The sequence below is a fragment of the Pseudomonas sp. LBUM1644 genome (genome assembly GCF_059716195.1).
In genome coordinates this window covers 2,507,816-2,526,040 of record NZ_CP166812.1, presented here as the reverse complement: position 1 = coordinate 2,526,040, position 18,225 = coordinate 2,507,816, and the positions used below count along the sequence as shown (strand labels likewise).

At 56.5% G+C, this 18,225-nt stretch carries 21 protein-coding genes; 12 read left to right on the top strand and 9 right to left on the bottom strand.

Features of this window, described 5'->3' with window-relative positions; translation table 11 throughout:
* Positions 1 to 109: 109 nt before the first annotated feature.
* Together ACA052_RS11415 and ACA052_RS11410 are read right to left on the bottom strand one after the other, a co-directional pair.
* Positions 110 to 724 carry a glutathione S-transferase family protein gene (locus ACA052_RS11415; protein ID WP_497649754.1) on the bottom strand — a complete coding sequence of 205 codons (615 nt, stop codon included), beginning with the start codon at positions 722 to 724 and terminating at the stop codon, positions 110 to 112.
* A 195-nt stretch (positions 725 to 919) separates the two neighbouring features.
* A complete protein-coding gene (locus tag ACA052_RS11410; RefSeq protein ID WP_497649753.1) occupies positions 920 to 1,585 on the bottom strand; it encodes an EF-hand domain-containing protein in 666 nt (221 codons plus the stop codon).
* 271 nt (positions 1,586 to 1,856) lie between these two features.
* Between ACA052_RS11410 and ACA052_RS11405 the strand changes: the two genes are divergently transcribed.
* The 4 genes from ACA052_RS11405 to ACA052_RS11390 all read left to right on the top strand — a co-directional run bounded on the left by ACA052_RS11405 (position 1,857) and on the right by ACA052_RS11390 (position 5,420).
* Complete coding sequence (locus ACA052_RS11405) at positions 1,857 to 2,612, top strand: SDR family NAD(P)-dependent oxidoreductase (RefSeq protein WP_497649752.1); 756 nt, start codon at positions 1,857 to 1,859, stop codon at positions 2,610 to 2,612.
* A 64-nt stretch (positions 2,613 to 2,676) separates the two neighbouring features.
* Positions 2,677 to 3,966 (top strand): epoxide hydrolase family protein, encoded by a 1,290-nt coding sequence (locus ACA052_RS11400; protein WP_497649751.1) that lies wholly within the window; start codon positions 2,677 to 2,679, stop codon positions 3,964 to 3,966.
* A gap of 64 nt (positions 3,967 to 4,030) precedes the next feature.
* The gene (locus ACA052_RS11395; protein WP_497649750.1) at positions 4,031 to 4,204 is read left to right on the top strand and encodes a hypothetical protein; all 174 of its coding nucleotides are present in this window, start codon (positions 4,031 to 4,033) and stop codon (positions 4,202 to 4,204) included.
* A gap of 13 nt (positions 4,205 to 4,217) precedes the next feature.
* Entirely contained in the window at positions 4,218 to 5,420 is a 1,203-nt protein-coding gene (locus tag ACA052_RS11390; RefSeq protein WP_497649749.1) for an MFS transporter, read from the top strand.
* 4 nt (positions 5,421 to 5,424) lie between these two features.
* Here ACA052_RS11390 and ACA052_RS11385 read toward each other — a convergent pair whose 3' ends face one another.
* On the bottom strand, positions 5,425 to 6,399 hold the full coding sequence (locus tag ACA052_RS11385) for a LysR family transcriptional regulator (protein ID WP_497649748.1): 975 nt from the start codon (positions 6,397 to 6,399) through the stop codon (positions 5,425 to 5,427).
* Positions 6,400 to 6,562: 163 nt separating this feature from the next.
* Between ACA052_RS11385 and ACA052_RS11380 the strand changes: the two genes are divergently transcribed.
* Both ACA052_RS11380 and ACA052_RS11375 read left to right on the top strand, forming a co-directional pair.
* Entirely contained in the window at positions 6,563 to 8,113 is a 1,551-nt protein-coding gene (locus ACA052_RS11380) for an MFS transporter (RefSeq protein ID WP_497649747.1), read from the top strand.
* 59 nt (positions 8,114 to 8,172) lie between these two features.
* The gene (locus ACA052_RS11375) at positions 8,173 to 9,081 is read left to right on the top strand and encodes a LysR family transcriptional regulator (RefSeq protein ID WP_497649746.1); all 909 of its coding nucleotides are present in this window, start codon (positions 8,173 to 8,175) and stop codon (positions 9,079 to 9,081) included.
* A 32-nt stretch (positions 9,082 to 9,113) separates the two neighbouring features.
* Here the strand turns inward: ACA052_RS11375 and ACA052_RS11370 are convergent, their stop codons facing one another.
* The 3 genes from ACA052_RS11370 to ACA052_RS11360 are packed head-to-tail and all read right to left on the bottom strand — an operon-like array spanning position 9,114 to position 10,463.
* Entirely contained in the window at positions 9,114 to 9,443 is a 330-nt protein-coding gene (locus ACA052_RS11370) for a YciI family protein (protein ID WP_077047328.1), read from the bottom strand.
* Positions 9,444 to 9,490: 47 nt separating this feature from the next.
* Positions 9,491 to 9,820 (bottom strand): YciI family protein, encoded by a 330-nt coding sequence (locus tag ACA052_RS11365; protein ID WP_497649745.1) that lies wholly within the window; start codon positions 9,818 to 9,820, stop codon positions 9,491 to 9,493.
* A gap of 40 nt (positions 9,821 to 9,860) precedes the next feature.
* Positions 9,861 to 10,463: an NADPH-dependent F420 reductase gene (locus ACA052_RS11360; protein WP_497649744.1), complete on the bottom strand. Its 603-nt coding sequence runs from the start codon at positions 10,461 to 10,463 to the stop codon at positions 9,861 to 9,863.
* A gap of 111 nt (positions 10,464 to 10,574) precedes the next feature.
* On the opposite strand from ACA052_RS11360, the gene ACA052_RS11355 reads away from it, so the two are divergent.
* Positions 10,575 to 11,210 (top strand): TetR/AcrR family transcriptional regulator, encoded by a 636-nt coding sequence (locus ACA052_RS11355; protein ID WP_497649743.1) that lies wholly within the window; start codon positions 10,575 to 10,577, stop codon positions 11,208 to 11,210.
* Here ACA052_RS11355 and ACA052_RS11350 read toward each other — a convergent pair.
* Positions 11,207 to 12,118: a LysR family transcriptional regulator gene (locus ACA052_RS11350; protein WP_497649742.1), complete on the bottom strand. Its 912-nt coding sequence runs from the start codon at positions 12,116 to 12,118 to the stop codon at positions 11,207 to 11,209. The two genes, ACA052_RS11355 and ACA052_RS11350, sit on opposite strands and share 4 nt — an antisense overlap.
* A 125-nt stretch (positions 12,119 to 12,243) precedes the next feature.
* On the opposite strand from ACA052_RS11350, the gene ACA052_RS11345 reads away from it, so the two are divergent.
* Positions 12,244 to 12,909, top strand: coding sequence for a glutathione S-transferase family protein (locus ACA052_RS11345; RefSeq protein ID WP_497649741.1), 666 nt, complete (start codon positions 12,244 to 12,246; stop codon positions 12,907 to 12,909).
* Between the two features lie 49 nt (positions 12,910 to 12,958).
* Here the strand turns inward: ACA052_RS11345 and ACA052_RS11340 are convergent, their stop codons facing one another.
* On the bottom strand, positions 12,959 to 13,936 hold the full coding sequence (locus ACA052_RS11340) for a zinc-dependent alcohol dehydrogenase family protein (RefSeq protein WP_497649740.1): 978 nt from the start codon (positions 13,934 to 13,936) through the stop codon (positions 12,959 to 12,961).
* Positions 13,937 to 14,064: 128 nt separating this feature from the next.
* On the opposite strand from ACA052_RS11340, the gene ACA052_RS11335 reads away from it, so the two are divergent.
* Positions 14,065 to 14,658 (top strand): TetR/AcrR family transcriptional regulator, encoded by a 594-nt coding sequence (locus tag ACA052_RS11335; protein WP_497649739.1) that lies wholly within the window; start codon positions 14,065 to 14,067, stop codon positions 14,656 to 14,658.
* Here the strand turns inward: ACA052_RS11335 and ACA052_RS11330 are convergent.
* Complete coding sequence (locus ACA052_RS11330; protein ID WP_497649738.1) at positions 14,655 to 15,230, bottom strand: TetR/AcrR family transcriptional regulator; 576 nt, start codon at positions 15,228 to 15,230, stop codon at positions 14,655 to 14,657. The two genes, ACA052_RS11335 and ACA052_RS11330, sit on opposite strands and share 4 nt — an antisense overlap.
* Before the next feature lie 105 nt (positions 15,231 to 15,335).
* Here ACA052_RS11330 and ACA052_RS11325 point away from each other — a divergent pair, with 105 nt between their 5' ends.
* The 3 genes from ACA052_RS11325 to ACA052_RS11315 all read left to right on the top strand — a co-directional run bounded on the left by ACA052_RS11325 (position 15,336) and on the right by ACA052_RS11315 (position 18,076).
* The gene (locus ACA052_RS11325) at positions 15,336 to 16,217 is read left to right on the top strand and encodes an NmrA family NAD(P)-binding protein (RefSeq protein WP_497649737.1); all 882 of its coding nucleotides are present in this window, start codon (positions 15,336 to 15,338) and stop codon (positions 16,215 to 16,217) included.
* 311 nt (positions 16,218 to 16,528) lie between these two features.
* Entirely contained in the window at positions 16,529 to 17,278 is a 750-nt protein-coding gene (locus ACA052_RS11320; protein WP_497649736.1) for an SDR family NAD(P)-dependent oxidoreductase, read from the top strand.
* 48 nt (positions 17,279 to 17,326) lie between these two features.
* A complete protein-coding gene (locus ACA052_RS11315) occupies positions 17,327 to 18,076 on the top strand; it encodes an SDR family NAD(P)-dependent oxidoreductase (protein WP_497649735.1) in 750 nt (249 codons plus the stop codon).
* Positions 18,077 to 18,225: the final 149 nt, after the last annotated feature.

Here is an 18,225-nt window from a genome sequence, read left to right as displayed (position 1 = left end):
AACGTCAGCTTCGGAGGCTACACACCACACGACAGAAGGGATGACTAATACTCTGACGAACAATCTTGGCGACTTACTTTCCCGACCGAGAAACGTTTGCTCTTCCTACCTACTGAAAGGCGCTCAAGCCCCGCTGGACGGCTGGCCTGGCTTCGATGGCGTGAAACCAGTCTGACAGCCGTGGATGGCTCTTCCAGTCCAAACGGTCGCGAACAGATGAAGCAATCGTGAATGCAGAAATATCCGCCATAGAGAAACGATCTCCAGCCATGAACTCCTCCGTCAGAAAACTTTCCGCAAAAATGAGCTGCTCAATGACGCGCTTGTCTATCACAGCGGCGGCATCGTCCAATCCCGTTTGACGCAGGAAGAATGCGGCGTGGCTAGGAGCGATGACGTCAGTCACGAAAAAGAAGTAGCGATCAAAGACTCTGACAGTTTCTGGGCCGGGCAAAAGTGGTGCGAGCTGACCTGGAGCTTTGGCATCGGCGTATTGGATGATCGCGTTCGACTGATTGATGATCAGCGTTGGCGTCTGCGTATGGTCGACCAGCGTCGGGACTTTACCGGCCGGGTTGAGCGCCTTGTACGGCATATCGCGCTGCTCATGGGCCCATAGATCCACCTTTCTGGCGGTGTAGGCAATGCCGGCCTCTTCCAGTGCGATTGCTGCCCGGAAACTGTTACCTGTGTTAGCGCCATACAGCTCTATCAGATCGTTCATGAATAACTCTTTTTCAATGTGAGACAAGAAGGCAATTCAGTCGTCAACTGGAAAGCGAAAGGAGTGGACATCAAGCCCCGGGGCTTGATGCGTTGTTGGATTGAGGCCAGAGATTGAGCCAGCATTTCCCGCGCCTGTTCGGGGACATCCATCGCGCGTGCGAGGGTGGAATAGATCGCGATATGAAACGGTGAATCAGACTCTGTGGCGTGACCAGAATGCTGTGGCGACGGCCAACCCCTGGGCCAGGAATTGATCGGTAGCGCTGTCGTTTGCACTGCCGTCCTTGTTGCGGGTGTAGGTGTCGATGAGTCGCTGGAACAGCTCGGTGTACTGGCTTCCGCCCGCTTTGATGCCTGCGTAGTACTCATCAAGCGAAAGGCTGCCATCACCAGACTTGTCAAAGGCCTTGAACATGATCTGGGCCTTGGCGTCGCTAACGCCAGCGCGGTTCAGCTGCTTCACGAAATGGCTGAGATCGAGTTCCTTGCTGCCGCCCCCTGCTTGAACGAAAAGCTGTGGAGCCCAAGCCTCGCTAAGCGGCATGGAGCTTTTGTCCGTTCCAACTTTAATGAGACCCAGACGCACGCCCTCATTCCCTTCCTCAACGGTAAGCGTGATGTTTTTTTCACCTCGGGCATAAGCTGCCAGGCCTGGAAATTTTTCTGCATCAACCTGAGAAGCAGGATTTTTCGCCGCTTCACTTAGGGTCACAATTGTGGATGGAGACGGATCGCTGACAACGTCCGCTGGACTTTCAGCGTTTGTAATTACGTCGGTTGTCAGGGGTGTTGGCTTGGCAGTAGACGAGACAGGTGGAGAGTATGAAGCGGCTGCATTGCTGACATTTGAGACTGACATGTTGAAAGACCTCACCATTACCGTTGGACTATCAAGTCAATTGATAGCGATCACTATTATTAAGGAGAATCTACCAGCTCAATGAAAAAATCAGCAAAGCTTTTTTTCTTTTCGAGATCGCGCTCTTGAACTCCGCAATCGAAAATCACTGTCCATCTCCATGGACAGTGATTCCCTGTTTAGCTGACTTCTCGAAATACCTCGCCCCGATAGAGTGATCCCAAACCTGAAGAACTATTCAGGTAACCAATCATTCTTTGAGGTTACGACGATGACAAACACACTTTTGAATCTGCAAGGCAAGGTCGCACTGGTCACTGGCGGTGCGCGGGGCATTGGCGCAGCGGTGGCCAAGCAACTTGCCGAACTGGGTGCAACGGTTGCTATCAGCTACACCGCCAACGCGCAAAAGGCCCAGGAAGTGGTTAGCACCATCGAAGCGGCAGGTGGAAAAGCCAAAGCTTTCAAGGCCGATCAAGCCGATGAAGCCCAAGTCGTCGCGCTGATCAGTAACGTGGTGTCGACATTTGGCAAACTGGACATCCTCGTCAACAACGCCGGCGTTTTCGAGACAGGATCAATTATCGAAACTCTGGAGACCGACCGTTTCGACCGTCAAGTTGCCATCAACTTGAGCGGTGTCATCACTGGTATCCGTGAAGCGTCCCGAGTGATGACTGACGGCGGGCGCATTGTGTCGATGTCCTCCGGACTCGCCTCGCTCGTGGGCGTCCCGGGGTTGGCGGATTATGCCGCGACCAAAGCAGCCATCGAAGGTTACTCAAAAGGTGCCGCCCGTGAACTGGGCCCTATGGGCATCACTGTGAACATCATCCGCGTGGGCTCTATCAACACCGATATGAACCCGGAAGACGGCCCGTTTTCCGGTTGGCAGAAAGGTGCCAATGCACTGGGTCGCTTTGGCCGGCCCGATGAGATCGCCGCCGCCGTGGCCTTCCTGGTGAGCCCATCGGCAAGCTTTGTTAACGGCAGTGTATTCAGTGTGGATGGTGGTTACGGCGCCTAACGGCATGAGCCCCCGGCTGCCTTCGTGGCAGCCTCCCCTCCGCAGTCTCCACAGGATTCAGGCAATGCCAGAAGCAAACAACGATCTTCCCGGTTTCACACTGTCCCGACGCCACCTGCTCGCAGGTGCGGCCTCCGGTCTCGCGCTGGCGGCTAGCGGCCTGCCCCTCACGGTCAATGCGTCAACTACTGAAAACATTCCGTTGGGCAACGCAATCACGCCGTTCGCCGTCAAGCTGGACCCTTCCGTTATTGTCGATTTGCGCCATCGCCTGACTGCCGCCCGTTGGCCGGATGCAGGCACTACCGCAGATTGGAGCCAAGGGGTTCCGCTGGTCAAAGCCAAGGCTCTCACCGATTACTGGCGACGCCAGTACGACATGACTCGGCTGGAAAAGCGACTCAATGCGTTCCCTCAATTCCGCACCAGTATCGACGGTCTGGGCATCCACTTCATTCATGTGAAGTCACGGCACGCCAATGCATTGCCGATGATCCTGACTCACGGCTGGCCTGGCTCGGTTGTCGAGTTCCTCGATGCCATTGATCCATTGGTCAATCCGACCGCCCACGGTGGGACGGCAGCCGATGCGTTTCATGTGGTGATTCCATCGATGCCCGGTTATGGTTTTTCCGACAAACCGACAACCGCCGGCTGGGGCCTGCCTCGCATTGCTCAGGCGTGGGACGTGCTGATGAAACGGCTCGGTTACGCCCATTACGTTGCACAGGGCGGAGATCTGGGAGCAGGTGTTGCGAGCTGGATGTCAAAGCAGCAGCCACAAGGTCTGGCTGCTATCCACCTGAATCTGCCGATTCTGTTCCCGCCGCCACCACCGGGCGCTGGCGGTTACACCCCTGCCGAGCAGGCAGCGCTGGATCAACTCATTCATTACGGTGCCGACCTCTCCGGCTATGCGTCCATACAAGGCTCGCGGCCGCAAACACTCGGCTACGGACTGGCTGACTCGCCGATTGGGCAGGCGATGTGGATCTATGAAAAGTTTCAAGCCTGGACCGATAACAAAGGCGACCCTGCCGACGCCATCGCAGTCGACAAGATGCTCGACAACATCATGCTGTACTGGGTGACAGACACCGCTGCATCGTCCGCTCGTCTTTACAAGGAAAGCTTCAACAAAGACTTCGTCCGCTTTGAACTGGCAGGCCCGGTCGCCGTGAGTATTTTCAAAGGCGACATTTTCACGCCACCGAAGAGCTGGGGCGATCAAACCTACGCCAAATTGACCTACTGGAATGAAGTTTCGGCCGGTGGACATTTTGCGGCCCTGGAAAAACCTGGCTCCTTCGTCGAAGAGCTTCGCAAGGCGTTGAAGCCTTACCGACAGGCCTGAGTCTTTTTGATTTTCCAAGCGGCCTGTTCACCGCGCTCTGCTTTGATTACCCGAGATTCCTTGAATGTCCAACCTTCTGTTCGAGCCCTTCACGCTGTGCGATTTGCACTTGAAGAAACGCATGCGCCACGGATATCCACTGACCGCCCCTTGCGTAGACTATTTCTATCAGGGCGGCCTTGAGAGCTATCTGGACTACTCCGAGCACCACGCCAAAGTCCTCGAGGCAACGGCCTGATCGGAGCCATGAAATGAGTACAGCGGAGAATCAAATCGGTGCCGAAACATCAGTGGCTGCGCCGGCATGGCTGGCGGTGGGATCGTTAGCAATCAGTACATTCGCCTCGGTCACTTGCGAGTTTCTTCCGGTTGGCTTGCTGACCAACATTGCCTCCAGTCTGAAGGTCAGTGAGGGAACGGCGGGGTTGATGGTAACGCTTCCGGGGGTGACCGCCGCACTGGCAGGTCCAGCGCTTTTGACGGCCTCAGGTCGTCTTGATCGCCGAGCAGTGCTGCTGGTTTTATCGGCGCTGCTGGTGCTGTCGAATGTGCTCGCCGCACTGGCTCCAAACTTCGCGAGCATGCTCTTCGCTCGCGTGTTGCTGGGTCTGTGCGTGGGCGGATTCTGGACCTTCGCACCGAGTGCGACCGGGCATCTGGTGCCCAGCGCGATGCAGCCCAAGGCGATGTCTTACATCCTCGCGGGCATCTCGGTGGCTACGGTTGCTGGCGTGCCGGCGGGGGCGCGGCTGGGCAACTTTGCTGGCTGGCGGGTCGCTTTTGCGGTCTCTGCGGTGTTGGCGGGTGCGGTGCTGGTCTTGCAATGGCGAGTGCTGCCGGCCCTGCCAGCGGCGCGGGCAATCAGCGTTCGTGACCTGCTTCAGCCTTTCACTCGCCAGAGCGCGCGGTTGGGGTTGGTGGTCACGTTTTTTGTGGTCGCCGGCCACTTTGCGGGATACACCTACTTGCGGCCCATGTTCCAGCAATTGTTCGGTCTGACAGGGGACGCGGTGGTCAGCATTTTGCTGATCTACGGGACGGCAGGTTTCGTCGGAACATTGGTCGCAGGCAGCCTCATCGCGAGGAATGCCCAGGCTGTCGCCCTCCTGGCGGCGACAGTGATCGCCGGCGTGCTGTTCACCTCGGTGCTGGTCGGCGATGGATGGCTCGATGGCGGCCTGATTCCTGCGGGCATGGCGAGCCTGGTGTGGGGCGCAGCATTTGGCCTGGTGCCCTTATCGATGACCGGATGGATGCTGGAAGCTTTGCCGCTGGCGCATGAGTCGGGCCAGGCCATGCTGGTCACATTTTTCCAGTTGGCCATCTCCCTCGGCGCCCTGATCGGAGGCAGGGTTTTCGATGCGCAGGGCATCATCGGTACCCTTCATTTGGGAGGGGCATCGTGCCTGATCGCGGTAGCTGTAATCGCCGTGACGTTGCTGACCAGGCGCTAGTCCTTCAACTGCTAGCGCTCTCAATCGCCGATGTCGTGTCGGCCGTTGAGCGCTTGATACTCTCTGAGATGGAAGCCGTGACCGTCGACATTTCCTGCGCAAGGCGAGCGCTGATGAAATCGACAAACACCCGAATTTTTCGGGAAAGGTGTCGACTGGAGGGCCAGACCATACTCATGGGGTTGGGTGGCGCCAGGTGATCCAGCAAAATACACCGCAGCGATCCGTCCGCCAGCGCCTCACGTGCCAGGAAGTCCGGAATCACGCCCACTCCGAATCCGTGGCTCAACGCACCGTGGACCATATCCATGTTGTTACAGACGAGGGTCGTGCGGGTACGAAGCTCTACATCCCCTGCCTTGCGCCGCAGTGGCCAGTCCTGGAGTTTCCCGTTTTGAAAGTAGCGAAACCTGACCCCTGCATGATCAGCCAGATCATGTGGTACCTGAGGTACACCGTGCCGTTCGAGATAGAGCGGCGAAGCACACACCAGCAACTGCACCGGGGGCAAAGAGCGGCGCATCAATAGTGAGTCGGGAAGCTCACCGCCGCGAATCGCGATATCCATTCCTTCGTTGATCAAGTCGACCATCTGATCGCTGAAGTCGATCTCCATTTCGATGTCCGGATAACACGACATGAAGTCCAGGAATGCCGCCCGGAACAGTTGATAGCTGGCAATGGGCAGCGTGATTCGCAAACGTCCTCGGGGGACTTCGGTTGAATGACTCAACGCAGCCTGGGCGTCCTCGAAGTCTTCGAGAATACGTCGGCAGCGCTCGTGAAACTGACGGCCATCATCGGTCAGGCTCAGGCTGCGAGTGGTGCGTTGAAACAGCCGAACCCCGACTTGCTGCTCCAGACGCGTCACGCTTTTACCAACGGCAGATGCTGATAAACCGAGGGCTCGACCAGCAGCTACGAAACTGCCGAGTTCGGCGGTTTTAACGAAAGGCAGAAGCCCGGTAATTCGATCCATCTTCCCCTCGCATTCGAGCGTTTGTTTCCGCTATGAACGGATAAATCATCGTTTTAAGCATAACTAGCGACGAATTATGATTCTCAAACATTCAGACCGTACAGGGCAATAGCCAAACTCCGTTCCTGGCGCCCTGTCCCTCCCAACTCCAGGATCACACTCTATGAAGCCTCATACTTACGGCGCCTTTGAGCGAGCGGTGGTTCTTCTGGCCGTCTGTATAGCGGCCATCACCATGCCGCTCAATTTCACCGCCGCCGCCATCGCACTACCCGCCATCGGACGGGATTTGCATGCAACGCCCTTGGAGGTCAACTGGATCACTAACGCCTTCATGCTGACGTTCGGCAGCCTGCTGATGCTGGCCGGCGCGCTGTCGGATAGTTTTGGTCGCAAGCGGGTTTTTCTCGGCGGCGTGATTGGCTTTGCGTTGTCTTCAGCGGCATTGACCATCGTCTCCAACATGGTGGTGTTCGACGGGATGCGCGCTGTGCAAGGCGTGGCCGCTGCGGCGGTGTTTTCCGGCGGCATGTCAGCGCTGGCACAGGTGTTTGATGGCCCCGCGAGGATTCGCGCTTTCAGCTTTGTCGGCAGCAGTTTCGGTATCGGGCTTGCATTCGGCCCCATCGCAGCCGGGCTGATCATTGAAGCCTTCGGCTGGCATGTGATTTTCTGGATGATCACCGTGCTGGCAGTCGCGGCATTGCTGCTTGCCGCACGGTACATGGAAGAATCGCGCAACCCGGCTGCTGTCGGCATTGACTGGGCTGGCGCGATCACCTTCACGGTGGGCTTGGGTGTGTTTACGTTTGCCATTCTCAAAGTGCCGGAAAATGGTTTGGGTGATCGGTTGGTGCTGACATTGTTTGGCTTGGCGCTGTTCTTATTCACTGCTTTCATCATGATTGAACGTCGAGTCGCGCAACCGATGCTCGACCTGACGCTCTTTCGCTTCCCACGATTTGTCGGTGTCCAGCTACTGGCCGCAGCGCCTGCCTATGCATTCGTCGTGCTCCTGGTGTTGCTGCCCGTCCGATTCGTCGGGATTGAAGGCATGAGCGAGATGGATGCCGGTCTCCTGATGATTGCGCTGTCCGGCCCTTTGCTGGTTCTTCCTGTTATGGCGGGTTACCTCACCCGCTGGCTCTCACCCTCTACACTGTGTGGTACAGGTTTGCTGGTCTCGGCAGGCGGACTTTACTGGCTCAGTCATCTGCCATTGGGAAGCACCGCAGACCAATTGGCCTGGCCGATGCTGGCGATCGGGGTTGGCATCAGTTTCCCTTGGGGCCTGATGGATGGTCTGGCCGTCAGTGTGGTGCCCAAGGAGCGAGCCGGTATGGCCACCGGAATATTCAGCACGACCCGAGTCGCGGGTGAAGGCATTGCGTTGGCCTTGGTCACGGCGCTGCTGTCGGCTCTGACCGCGCATCACCTCGATTCGCTGATCCCTCAAGCCATCACTGACACTGCAAATGCCGCCCAACACATGATTGCCGGGGATGTGGCCGCCGCTTCACAGCTCCTGCCGAATGCACTCTCTGGTAGGCTGGCCCAAAGTTATGGTGCAGCGTTCAATACGTTGCTGCTGGTACTGACCACTATTACTACCCTGACTGCCGGGGTAGTGTTTCTGTTTCTCGACCGTGGTTCTGTCGAGGAGGCCTGCGAGGCCACAGTGGTTCGCTTGCGGACTGAAGGTTTGGGTGATTAAACGCTGCGGCAAAAACTGCCCTCCCTAAGGAGGTGCGCAATGATGCCTGGGAGAAATGAGTGGATCAGCTCAATGCGATCAGAGTTTTTGTGCAAGTGGTTGAACTGGCCGGATTCACCAAGGCGGCGAAATCCCTGGGCATGCCCAAGACCACTGTCAGTAAGCTGATCAGCGATCTGGAAGCGCATCTGAAAGTTAAACTGCTGAAACGATCGACGCGCAGTGTGCAGGTGACTCCCGAAGGTGCGGCTTACTATGAGCGAACCACGCGCTGGTTAGAGGAGTTGAGAGAAATCGATGGCTCTTTCGACAGTGTGGCAGCCGAACTTCATGGCCTTGTCCACGTCGATGCCAGCGCTTGGGTCGCGAGCAATGTCATCATTCCTCGCCTGCCCGATTTTTACGCAAAGTACCCCGCCATCGAAATCGAAATCAGCGTGGGTGACCGAGCGGCGCATCTGATCCGTGAACGAGCCGATTGCGCAGTCAGAAGTGGCGTAATCAATGATCTTTCCATGGTAGCGCGTCCTTTGGGCTCGTCACCGTGGGTAACGGCTGCGACGCCGGCTTATCTGCAACAACATGGCATTCCCTTACACCCGGGTGATTTGAGCACCGGCCATGTGGTGATCAACTATCAATCGACGTCTTCTGGAAGGTCCACGCCGCTGATATTTCAAAAAAACGGTGAGCCGTTGACCATCGAAGTACCTACGTTGTTGACCGTAAACGAAAGCAATGCCCATCTGGCCGCAGGGCTCACGGGGATTGGCCTGCTTTACAGTTTCGAGTGGAAGCTGCGGCCCTATCTTGAAGACGGCAGACTCATCCCCGTGCTGCAAGACTGGCAACCTCCTGCCTATCCATTTCACCTGGTCTATCCACCCAACCGTCACATGAGCGCTCGCACGCGTGTATTCATCGATTGGATAACGCAGCAATTTGCAAGTCTGTCCGCACGGCCGTAGTGCGGACAGACTTCGCCAGCGTACCGCACCGATCAGGTATGAAACGGTACCCACATCATCTTCACCTCGACGTTCAATAAGCCTGACTTGACCGTTGGATCGTCAGTGCCGATCTTGATGGCTTCTTCGAGGTCAGCGGCCTTGAAGATCGTCATGCCGCCGTCAGCCAGTACGCCATTTAGCCCGCCGGCTTTTTCCATGAACGGGCCGCTGAGAACGGTCAGGCCTTTCTCCTGCATTTCGATCATGTATCCCACATGGTCCATGAACCCGGGCTGCTCGTTGTACTTCACGCCCTGGACCCAGTTCGGGCCAGGGGTTTGGAAGGCGACAAAATAATGTGGGCCGTTCTCGTCAATCATGATTCTGTACTCCAGAGGAAAAGGGGAATCGAGGCAGTTCGTACCGATCAGGTATGGAACGGTACCCACATCATCTTCACTTCGACGTTCAGGAAGCCGGACTTCACCGTCGGATCGTCAGTGCCAATTTTTATGGCTTCTTCGAGATCCGCCGCCTTGAAAATCGTCATGCCGCCGTCTGCCAGTACGCCATTAAGACCGCCAGCCTTTTCCATGAACGGACCGCTGAGCACGATCAGGCCCTTCTGGTGCAATTCGATCATGTAGTTCACATGATCCATGAACTCAGGTTGTTCGTTGTATCTGACGCCCGGAACCCATTTTGGGCCAGGGGTTTGGAAGGCGATGAAATAGTGTGGGCCGTTTTCGTCAATCATGGTTTTGCACTCCAGAAGGATAGTTTGTTTCGAAAGAAAGTTATTGAGAGATCAGGAAGTCATGCCCGCCCAGAGGGCCGCCGGCTTGTTGCATTTTTCCGCCATCCTTGAGCCCACCGAGATCGATGGTGCGAAAACCCATTTTGTTGATGAACTCGGTCACGAAGGCCTTGGCCTCGCTGTCGTCACCCGAGACGAAGAGCACCCTGCGTGCTTGGCCGCGGACAGGGCCAGCGTTGAAGTTGGTCATGACAATGTTGTTGAACGCTTTAACCACACGAGCGCCCGGTGCCAGTTCAGCCACTATTTCACTCGCGCCCCGCTCGCCCAGATCGGCCAACACCCACTTGGGCGTGACTTCCAGAAATGGATTAGTCGCATCGATAAGAATCCGGTTATTCCAGGCCGGCAGATCACTCAAGACTGTCTCTATGGTGGTCCACGGCGTCGCCAGCAATACCACCGGGGCGGCGGCGGCTTCGGCGAGGGTGACCACGGATGCCTTAGGTCCCAACTCAGAAAGCACATCGGCCAATTTGCCTGCTCCGCTGCGGTTGCTCAGGAGCACTTCGTGACCCTGTTCAATCGCGTGTCGAGCAATGGACAACGCCACAGTGCCGGAGCCCAACATTCCAATCTTCATAAAGGTCACCTCGTTATCAATGCGTTGAACCGGGGGATAAATGTTTTTGGAGTGGTTGCTCCGATATGCAATACTATGGCGACAGAAATCCCCTCGTCAAGGAATATTGGAGTGATCGAACCAAAATTATCCGAACCCAAAAAACGCAGCCGTGGCCGACCCTCGAACTTTGACCGGGCGACCGCTGTGCATCAGGCAATGAAATTGTTCTGGGAGTCGGGTTACGAAGGCACGTCCTTCGAGAGTCTGGTCGCGGCCATGGGGATCAGTCCGTCCAGCTTCTACAACTCGTTTGGCAGCAAAGAGCAGCTCTACGCAGAAGCGACCAACGCCTATCTCGAAGCATCGGGTGAGTGGTTCATGGGCATCTTGAGTGACCCGACGGATACGCGGACCGCTTTCAAACGATTGATGGAAGCGACAGCGACCGAATTCACCCGAGACGATCTACCTTCCGGCTGCATGATTTCCGTGGCATGCGTGCACGTACCTCCGGCGCTGCATTCGGTTCGCGAGATGATGACGCAGCACAGAGCGATGGCTCGGCAGATGATGGAAGCGAGGATTCAGCGCGGGGTCGAAGAAGGCGACATCCCCGCCAATACCGACGTCAAAGCCCTGGCTGGCTATTTCAACGTCGTGGCCCGAGGATTGGCTGTGCATGCCAGAGATGGAGCCAGTTCAGAGCAACTGTTGGAGATCGTTCAAGTCGCCATGCAGGCGTTTCCCGCCGCACCAGAGCTTTAATCCGGCCCCCTGAGCCACGGATTGCGCTGGAATTCTTCCACCAGGAAATCCACCATGACCCGGGTCTTTTGCGGGATCCAGGACGAAGAAGGCATCACCGCGTAGATGGGGACAAACGCGGCGTCGTAATCCGCCAGCAACCGGACCAGACGTCCGGCTTCAAGGTCCGCGCCACACGCCGACAACGGCGCTTGCAACACACCGAGCCCTGCAATCGCGGCATCGCAGAGCGCTTCGAATACGTTCACCCGATAAGGTCCATCAACGTCGACCGAGACCTTTTCGCTATGGGCCCCGGTAAACGTCCACTGGAACGGAGTTGGGTGGCGTAAGTAAATCAGACAAGGCACTGAACCCAGGTCACGAGGATGAAAAATCCCGGGGTATTTTTCCAGGAACGTCGGCGAGGCGACAGTGACCGGTTGGAGAGCGCCGAGTTTTCGCGCCTGGTGAGAACTGTCTTTCATTTCGCCCACGCGGATCGACACATCGACGCCATCGCGAATCAGGTCTGTCGCTGAATCGCTCAGGTAATGCTCCACCACAATGTCCGGATAGCGCTGGAAAAAACGCGGCAGCAACGGGGTCAATTGCTTTCGGCCGAGCAAGATCGGCGTAGCGATCCGTAATGTGCCTGAAGGTGTCTGCCTGGTATTAAGAGCATCGCCCAAGGCCATGGAGTACTGGTCAAGAATCAGCTTGGCCTGCTCATAGAACCGTTCACCGGCTTCGGTCAGAAACAGGCGCCGGGTGGTGCGTGAGAACAGCTTGGCCTGTAGTTGTTTTTCCAGATCGGTAATCTGCTTGCTGACCGTCGATTGACTGATCGACAACTCGGTCGCCGTATGCGTAAAGCTGCCGATCTCGACCACTCTGACAAAAATTTCTAACGCCGAAAACCTGTCCACACAGCCCCTCATTTATTCCGGTCGACGATAAATTTTATCGCCGCCCAGCCAATTATCACTTTTGAAGCGCTCAATTAGTCTGGCCCTTCGCAACATCCTCAACATTCAGTATCAGGGAGTCAGTCATGACCATCAGCATCTACGGCGACAGCGGTTCCGGCAGTTTTCGCCGCGTATGGACCGCTGCAAAACACATGGGCATTCAGTTCGAACATATCCCGGTCGACTTGTTGAAAGGCGAAAGCCAAGCGCCAGAATTCCTGGCAATCAATCCGATCGGTCGCGTACCGGTACTGGTCGATGGCGATACCGTCATCTCTGAGGCTTCGGCCATTAACCTCTACCTGGCGGAGAAATTCGACTCGCCGCTGCTGCCCAAAGGCAAAGCGCGGTATGAAACATTGCAATGGATGTTTTGGTCCGCTGAACACTGGCGGGTGTTTTCGTCCTATCTGTTCAACGAGCGCATCGGCAAACGCGTGATGGGCGTGGCGGAAGACCCGACGTTGGTCGAGTTCATTTTCACCAACATTCGCAGCAACGCCGCCACGCTCGACAAGCACCTCGAAGGCAAGCAATTCGTTGTCGGCGATCAAGCAACGCTGGCGGACTTCGATATCGCCGCACCGTTCTCGCAGATGGCAAGGACGAAAGCGCCGTACGATGAATTCCCGAACATCATGGCCTGGCAACAAAGCCTGCTGGATGAAGTGCCGGCCTGGAAGGAAACCAAGGCATTGCTCGACGACCGCATGGACCGCGCGTTTTCCGCTTTCGGTCTCACATTCTGACCTGATGATTGGAGAGCGCCGAAACTCGGCGCTCCTTTCACCCACGTTGTTACTGAGCCCCGTTGATCTGCAACAGTACCTTTCCGCCTTTTTGCGTGTGAATGATCGCTTCCTCGAACGATGCCAGCGGATAGACAGCGGCCACAGGAACCTTGAGCTTGCCGGACCTGATCAACTCAACGGCCTCACGCAATATTTCCGGGACTTTCGCCGTGAACGCAGGTTTGTTCTGATAAAAATTGTGCATCGTGATGCTCTTCCTCATGAGCGGTCTGAGATCGCCCGGTGCCGACATGTCACCGCTCATTTGTGCGTAATTGACCAACGATCCACCAGTGGAAAGCGCGCTGACCAATCGCGCAGTAGCCACCCCGCTGATGCCGCAGAGCGCCAGGCGCACCGCCCCGTCACCGACCATTTCCTGCACCCGTTCAGTCGCATCATTTTCATCCACCAACACGATGTCGCCACCTGCGGCTTCGACTTCTGCGACCTGATCCTGGCGACGTACAAAATTGACCGTTCGTAATCCGCGCCCCTTGGCGATGGCAATCACTGCCCTGCCCACTCCGGAATTCGCGCAGTTCTGTACCACCCAATCGCCGGGGCTCAGGTCAACGAACTCACTCAACAACAAAGCTGCTGTTGGCGGATTGATGCGCAGCATAGCGAGCTGCTGAATATCGGCGTCCACGGGTAAAACGAAGAGGTCTGCGGCGGGAATCACCATCCGCTCGCGCCAAGTAAAGCTGTAAAGCGGTGGCGTCACGCGATCCCCGACCTTCACGTTCTCTACGCCCTCTCCGACGGCCAACACGATACCCACGCCTTCGTTGCCGACCACACTCGGTAATGGCGGATGGACTGGAAACTTACCGCCAAACAACAGTAAATCGTTGTGGTTGACCGGCGCAAACTCGACGCCTATCAACACTTCATCCGGCCCTGGTGGCGGCGGCTCAGCGATGTCGACCAGTTCAAGACCTTCTAGGGGATCGCCGTAAGCGTTGATCTGGATCGCTTTCATGCTGGAGTACCTGCGGGAAGGGTTTAAATGCCGACGTGGTGCAACTATCATAGTGATCACCCTCAAAAGAATCCATCCTATTGAAGGCGATCACAATAAATGGATGAGTGTAGTTCAGGAGTGAATGCGTGAAGGTTTCAAAAGAACAAAATGCCTACAACCGCGATGCACTGGTCGCGGCCGCGTCTAGTTTGTTCCAGAAACAGGGCTTCGCCGCCACCGGCGTCGCGCAAATCAGCGAAGAAGCAGGACTGACCCAAGGTGGTTTTTACGGTCATTTCAGATCCAAGAACCTGCTGGTCGAGGCAGCGTGCCGGCAAGCGCTGGCCAACGGTCGCGCTTCATGGCGCGCCATGATGGGGTCGGCTGCGAATGACCTGGAAACGATAATTGACGCCTATGTATCACCCGAACATGTCGAAGCCGTCGCCGAAGGCTGTCCGATGGCTGCATACACGTGCGAAGTCAAAAGTCAGGATGACGCCGTTAAAAACACCTTTACCCACGGTTTCGAGGACATGGTTGCAATCCTCCAGGAAGTGCTTTCTGGAGATTTCGCGGATGAAACCGCACGTCGCGAAGCGTTGTTTTTCATGTGCAGCATGGTCGGCAGTGTGGCTATGGCGCGGGCGACCAAAACCACGAATCCTCAGCTTTCCGAGGAAATCATTGAGGCAACCCGAGCGAATCTGAAAGCGGTCGCCAGCTCGGCAGGTGCTTAAGCATCTGACACTTCCGATTTTGTCAGATGGCTCACAGCAGTCTCCAGAATTTCAGCTGAAAGCGCTGGGCGCGAGGCCATTCTCGACAAAGAGAGCGCCCCCATCATCGTGCACATCGCGACGAGCGCACGAGCACGCGCGGACTCGCTTTTTCCGGACTCAGACTGGTCGGCCAACAATTCAATGACTCTTTCCAGACCCTGGGTCGCGACGTCCTTTACCTGCTCGTTGCTCCGGACCAGCTCACTCCCAAGCGCCGCATAAGGACAGCTCTGTTCTAGCGAATCACGGTGTTGAGCCGAAAGATAATGACCCACGATCGCATTAAATCCTCCGTCGCCAGCGACCTCCCCCAGCTCTGATACCAGCCCGTCGACCGCCACGCCGCATGCCTCGGCAAGCACCTGATCTTTCGATTCGAAGTGGCGATAAAAACCGCCGTGCGTTAAGCCCGCAGCCGCCATCAGCCCCGAGAGGCCCGTCCCGCTTATGCCGCTCTTGCGAAACTCGATGCTGGCCGCCTCAACGATCCGCTGCCGGGTTTCGCTGGTTTCCTGCCGTGATTTGCGCATACCAAAAATCCTGATCAATGGTGTTTGACTTAGATGTTAATTAACATCTATATTTATGACGAGCGTAATATTTAACCTTTCGCACCGCAACCAGAGGCTACCAACATGACGCAAGCCACCATTCTCGTAACGGGCGCTACCGGGTACACCGGTCGTAAAACCATCGAAATCCTCACCGCTAAAGGTGTTCCGGTCAGGGCCCTTGTGCACAAGGAAGATGAACGATCGGCAGAGCTTCGCGCCATGGGCGCCGAAGTTGTGCTCGGTGATCTGCTGGACCTGAATGCCGTCCGCAGCGCGCTTGAAGGTATTCGCACCGCTTACTTCGTGTACCCGATTACCCCAGGCTTGATTGATGCCACCGCACGTTTCGCCCAAGCAGCAAAAGAAGCCGGCGTCGAAGCCGTCGTCAACATGTCGCAGATTTCCGCGAGGCGCGAAGCCAAGAGCAATGCGGCCCTTGATCACTGGACGGCGGAGCGCGTGTTTGATTGGTCGGGACTGGCAATGACTCACCTTCGCCCAACCTACTTTGCGCAGTGGCTGATCTACCCACATTTCCGCTCGCACATCCTGGAAAAAGGCGAGATCCGCCTGCCGTTTGGTGAGGGACGCCACGCCCCCATCGCCGCTGAGGATCAGGCCCGCCTGATTGCCGCTATTCTCGAAAATCCGAAACAACATGCAGGCCAAACCTACACGTTGCATGGACCTACCGAGTTAAATCAGCAAGGTGTCGCGGACGCCATCGGTGAGGTGCTTGAACGCAAGATCACCTATCAGCAAATCAGCCTCGAAGAATACAAACACGAACTGCTTGAAGCCGGCTTACCTGCTTTCGTCGTTCAACACCTGGGCGAAGTGGCTCTGGATTACCAGCACGGTGTGTTCGAAGGGGAAGACACGATCATTCGCGACGTCACCGGACAAGCGCCAATGACCGTGCAAGCGTTCGTCACGCTTCACAGAGAGTTATTCAACGCATGAAGCCGGCGGAGTGAGCCTGTGTCTGACACAGGCATTCACCGGCGATGAGGCCCCGTTTCGAAACCGTATTGCAACCCATCATTGCGCACAATTTTGCTCAGCAGCCGAGTGCGCTGGCCGGTTCCATCTGCCTGACGAGGTCGCCAAGCACATGCTGGGTTCATCTGAGCTAACAGCGTGCACGTCGTGCTGATTTATTCCGCCTATCGATAGGTTTTATCGCAGCTCAGGCAATTATCGCCCGCCCCTCCCCCGGTTACTTTTGGCTCAAGACTCATCAACGAATGTCTTCAGCCATCACGGGATTCAGCATGACAAAATTATTCACCGGCAAAGTCGCCTTGGTAACCGGCGGGTCACGCGGCTTAGGCGCAGCGACCGCCAAGGCACTGGCCGAGCAAGGCGCTGACGTCGCCATCAGTTACGTCTTTGCCGAAGACCAAGCAAGCAACGTGATCGAATATGTGACCGCTCAAGGTGGGCGAGGCGAAGCATTTCAAGCGGATCAAGCCGATGTCCATGCCGCGCAATCGCTCATTGATCGGGTCATGGCCAAATTCGGTCGTATCGACATCCTTATCAACAACGCCTCCATCGATCAATTGGGCAGAGTCGATGATCCAGCCCGCGACGCTGCAGCGTTCGACCGCTTCTGGGCCGTTACGCTTTCCGGCTTCATGGCCACGGTGCGAGCGGCATCCAAAGTACTCAGCGATCATGGCCGGATCGTCATGATCGGTTCTAACCTGGGCAACCGGCCTGGCATGTCAGGTATTGCTGACCTGGCGGCGATGCGCGCAGCCATCGATGGCTATTCCAGAGGCGTCGCCCGAGACCTTGCCGAGCGCAACATCAACGTCAACGTCGTACACGCCGGGTTCATGAAAACCGACCTCAACGCGCATCTGCGTGACGCTCTGGCGCCCTTGGTGGAGCGCTTATGCTTCCCGAGATTCGGTCGGCTGGAAGAGGTCGTTGCACCGATCCTGTTCCTTGCCAGCCCTGCCGCGTCTTACATCACCGGCACCATCATTGATGCCGATGGCGGCTACAACGTCTAGTCGCCGCCGTACATCCATGACAAGACTGAAATTCTTGGGGAATGCAGCATGAAAAAGCTCGAAGGGAAAATTGCACTCGTCACCGGTGCCAGTTCAGGGATTGGTTTGGCGACAGCACGTTTGCTGGTGGAAGAAGGCGTGCACGTTTTCATTACGGGTCGTCGCCAAGCCAACCTGGATGAAGCAGTCCGCTTGATCGGTAGGAATGTGACAGGTGTCCAGGGTGACATCGGTAACCTCGAAGATCTTGACCGGCTGTTTCGGGTCATCACCGAAGAGAAAGGCCGTCTGGACATGGTATTTGCCAATGCGTCCATTCAAGCAAGCGCGCCACTGGGTGCGATAGAGATCGAACAATACAACCGTATCTTTGATGTGAACGTGCGCGGCACCTTGCTCACCGTTCAGGGCGCCCTGCCGCTGTTGTCGGATGGTGCATCCGTCCTGCTGATGGCATCCGTTGCCGCGTCAAAGGGAAACCCGGCAAGAAGCATCTACGGCGCTTCGAAGGCAGCTATTCGATCCTTTGCACGGTCGTGGGCAAATGACCTCAAGTCTCGCGCCATTCGTGTCAACGCGATCAGTCCCGGTCCCACTGATACTGCCGCGTTCAATTCGCCGGGAGTACCCACCGAGCAGATCGCTCAGATCAAGAACCGGATGGCGTCGACCATCCCCCTGGGCCGACTGGCCCGATCTGAAGAAATCGCCAAGGCAGCACTTTTTCTGCTATCGGACGACAGTAGCTTCGTCACTGGCTCGGAAATGTTCGTAGATGGAGGCTTTGCCCAGCTCTAAAACCCGGAGAGCCAGTCGTCGTTTCTTCAGTCGAAAAGTGTTCATCTGGAGGATGAAAATTGCTGAAAGCGCCGCTGCTTGAGCGGCAGCTTTCGGCCCAGAGTGTGTAAAAACGCGCTGATGCACTGTCGGCGCGCAGCGCTGACGGT

What these genes read in the sequence shown, in the direction of transcription:
- ACA052_RS11415 (WP_497649754.1), bottom strand. Translation starts at nt 724, where the DNA reads ATGAACGATCTGATAGAGCTGTATGGCGCTAACACAGGTAACAGTTTC.
- ACA052_RS11410 (WP_497649753.1), bottom strand. Translation starts at nt 1,585, where the DNA reads ATGTCAGTCTCAAATGTCAGCAATGCAGCCGCTTCATACTCTCCACCT.
- ACA052_RS11405 (WP_497649752.1), top strand. Translation starts at nt 1,857, where the DNA reads ATGACAAACACACTTTTGAATCTGCAAGGCAAGGTCGCACTGGTCACT.
- ACA052_RS11400 (WP_497649751.1), top strand. Translation starts at nt 2,677, where the DNA reads ATGCCAGAAGCAAACAACGATCTTCCCGGTTTCACACTGTCCCGACGC.
- ACA052_RS11395 (WP_497649750.1), top strand. Translation starts at nt 4,031, where the DNA reads ATGTCCAACCTTCTGTTCGAGCCCTTCACGCTGTGCGATTTGCACTTG.
- ACA052_RS11390 (WP_497649749.1), top strand. Translation starts at nt 4,218, where the DNA reads ATGAGTACAGCGGAGAATCAAATCGGTGCCGAAACATCAGTGGCTGCG.
- ACA052_RS11385 (WP_497649748.1), bottom strand. Translation starts at nt 6,399, where the DNA reads ATGGATCGAATTACCGGGCTTCTGCCTTTCGTTAAAACCGCCGAACTC.
- ACA052_RS11380 (WP_497649747.1), top strand. Translation starts at nt 6,563, where the DNA reads ATGAAGCCTCATACTTACGGCGCCTTTGAGCGAGCGGTGGTTCTTCTG.
- ACA052_RS11370 (WP_077047328.1), bottom strand. Translation starts at nt 9,443, where the DNA reads ATGATTGACGAGAACGGCCCACATTATTTTGTCGCCTTCCAAACCCCT.
- ACA052_RS11365 (WP_497649745.1), bottom strand. Translation starts at nt 9,820, where the DNA reads ATGATTGACGAAAACGGCCCACACTATTTCATCGCCTTCCAAACCCCT.
- ACA052_RS11360 (WP_497649744.1), bottom strand. Translation starts at nt 10,463, where the DNA reads ATGAAGATTGGAATGTTGGGCTCCGGCACTGTGGCGTTGTCCATTGCT.
- ACA052_RS11345 (WP_497649741.1), top strand. Translation starts at nt 12,244, where the DNA reads ATGACCATCAGCATCTACGGCGACAGCGGTTCCGGCAGTTTTCGCCGC.
- ACA052_RS11340 (WP_497649740.1), bottom strand. Translation starts at nt 13,936, where the DNA reads ATGAAAGCGATCCAGATCAACGCTTACGGCGATCCCCTAGAAGGTCTT.
- ACA052_RS11330 (WP_497649738.1), bottom strand. Translation starts at nt 15,230, where the DNA reads ATGCGCAAATCACGGCAGGAAACCAGCGAAACCCGGCAGCGGATCGTT.
- ACA052_RS11325 (WP_497649737.1), top strand. Translation starts at nt 15,336, where the DNA reads ATGACGCAAGCCACCATTCTCGTAACGGGCGCTACCGGGTACACCGGT.
- ACA052_RS11320 (WP_497649736.1), top strand. Translation starts at nt 16,529, where the DNA reads ATGACAAAATTATTCACCGGCAAAGTCGCCTTGGTAACCGGCGGGTCA.
- ACA052_RS11315 (WP_497649735.1), top strand. Translation starts at nt 17,327, where the DNA reads ATGAAAAAGCTCGAAGGGAAAATTGCACTCGTCACCGGTGCCAGTTCA.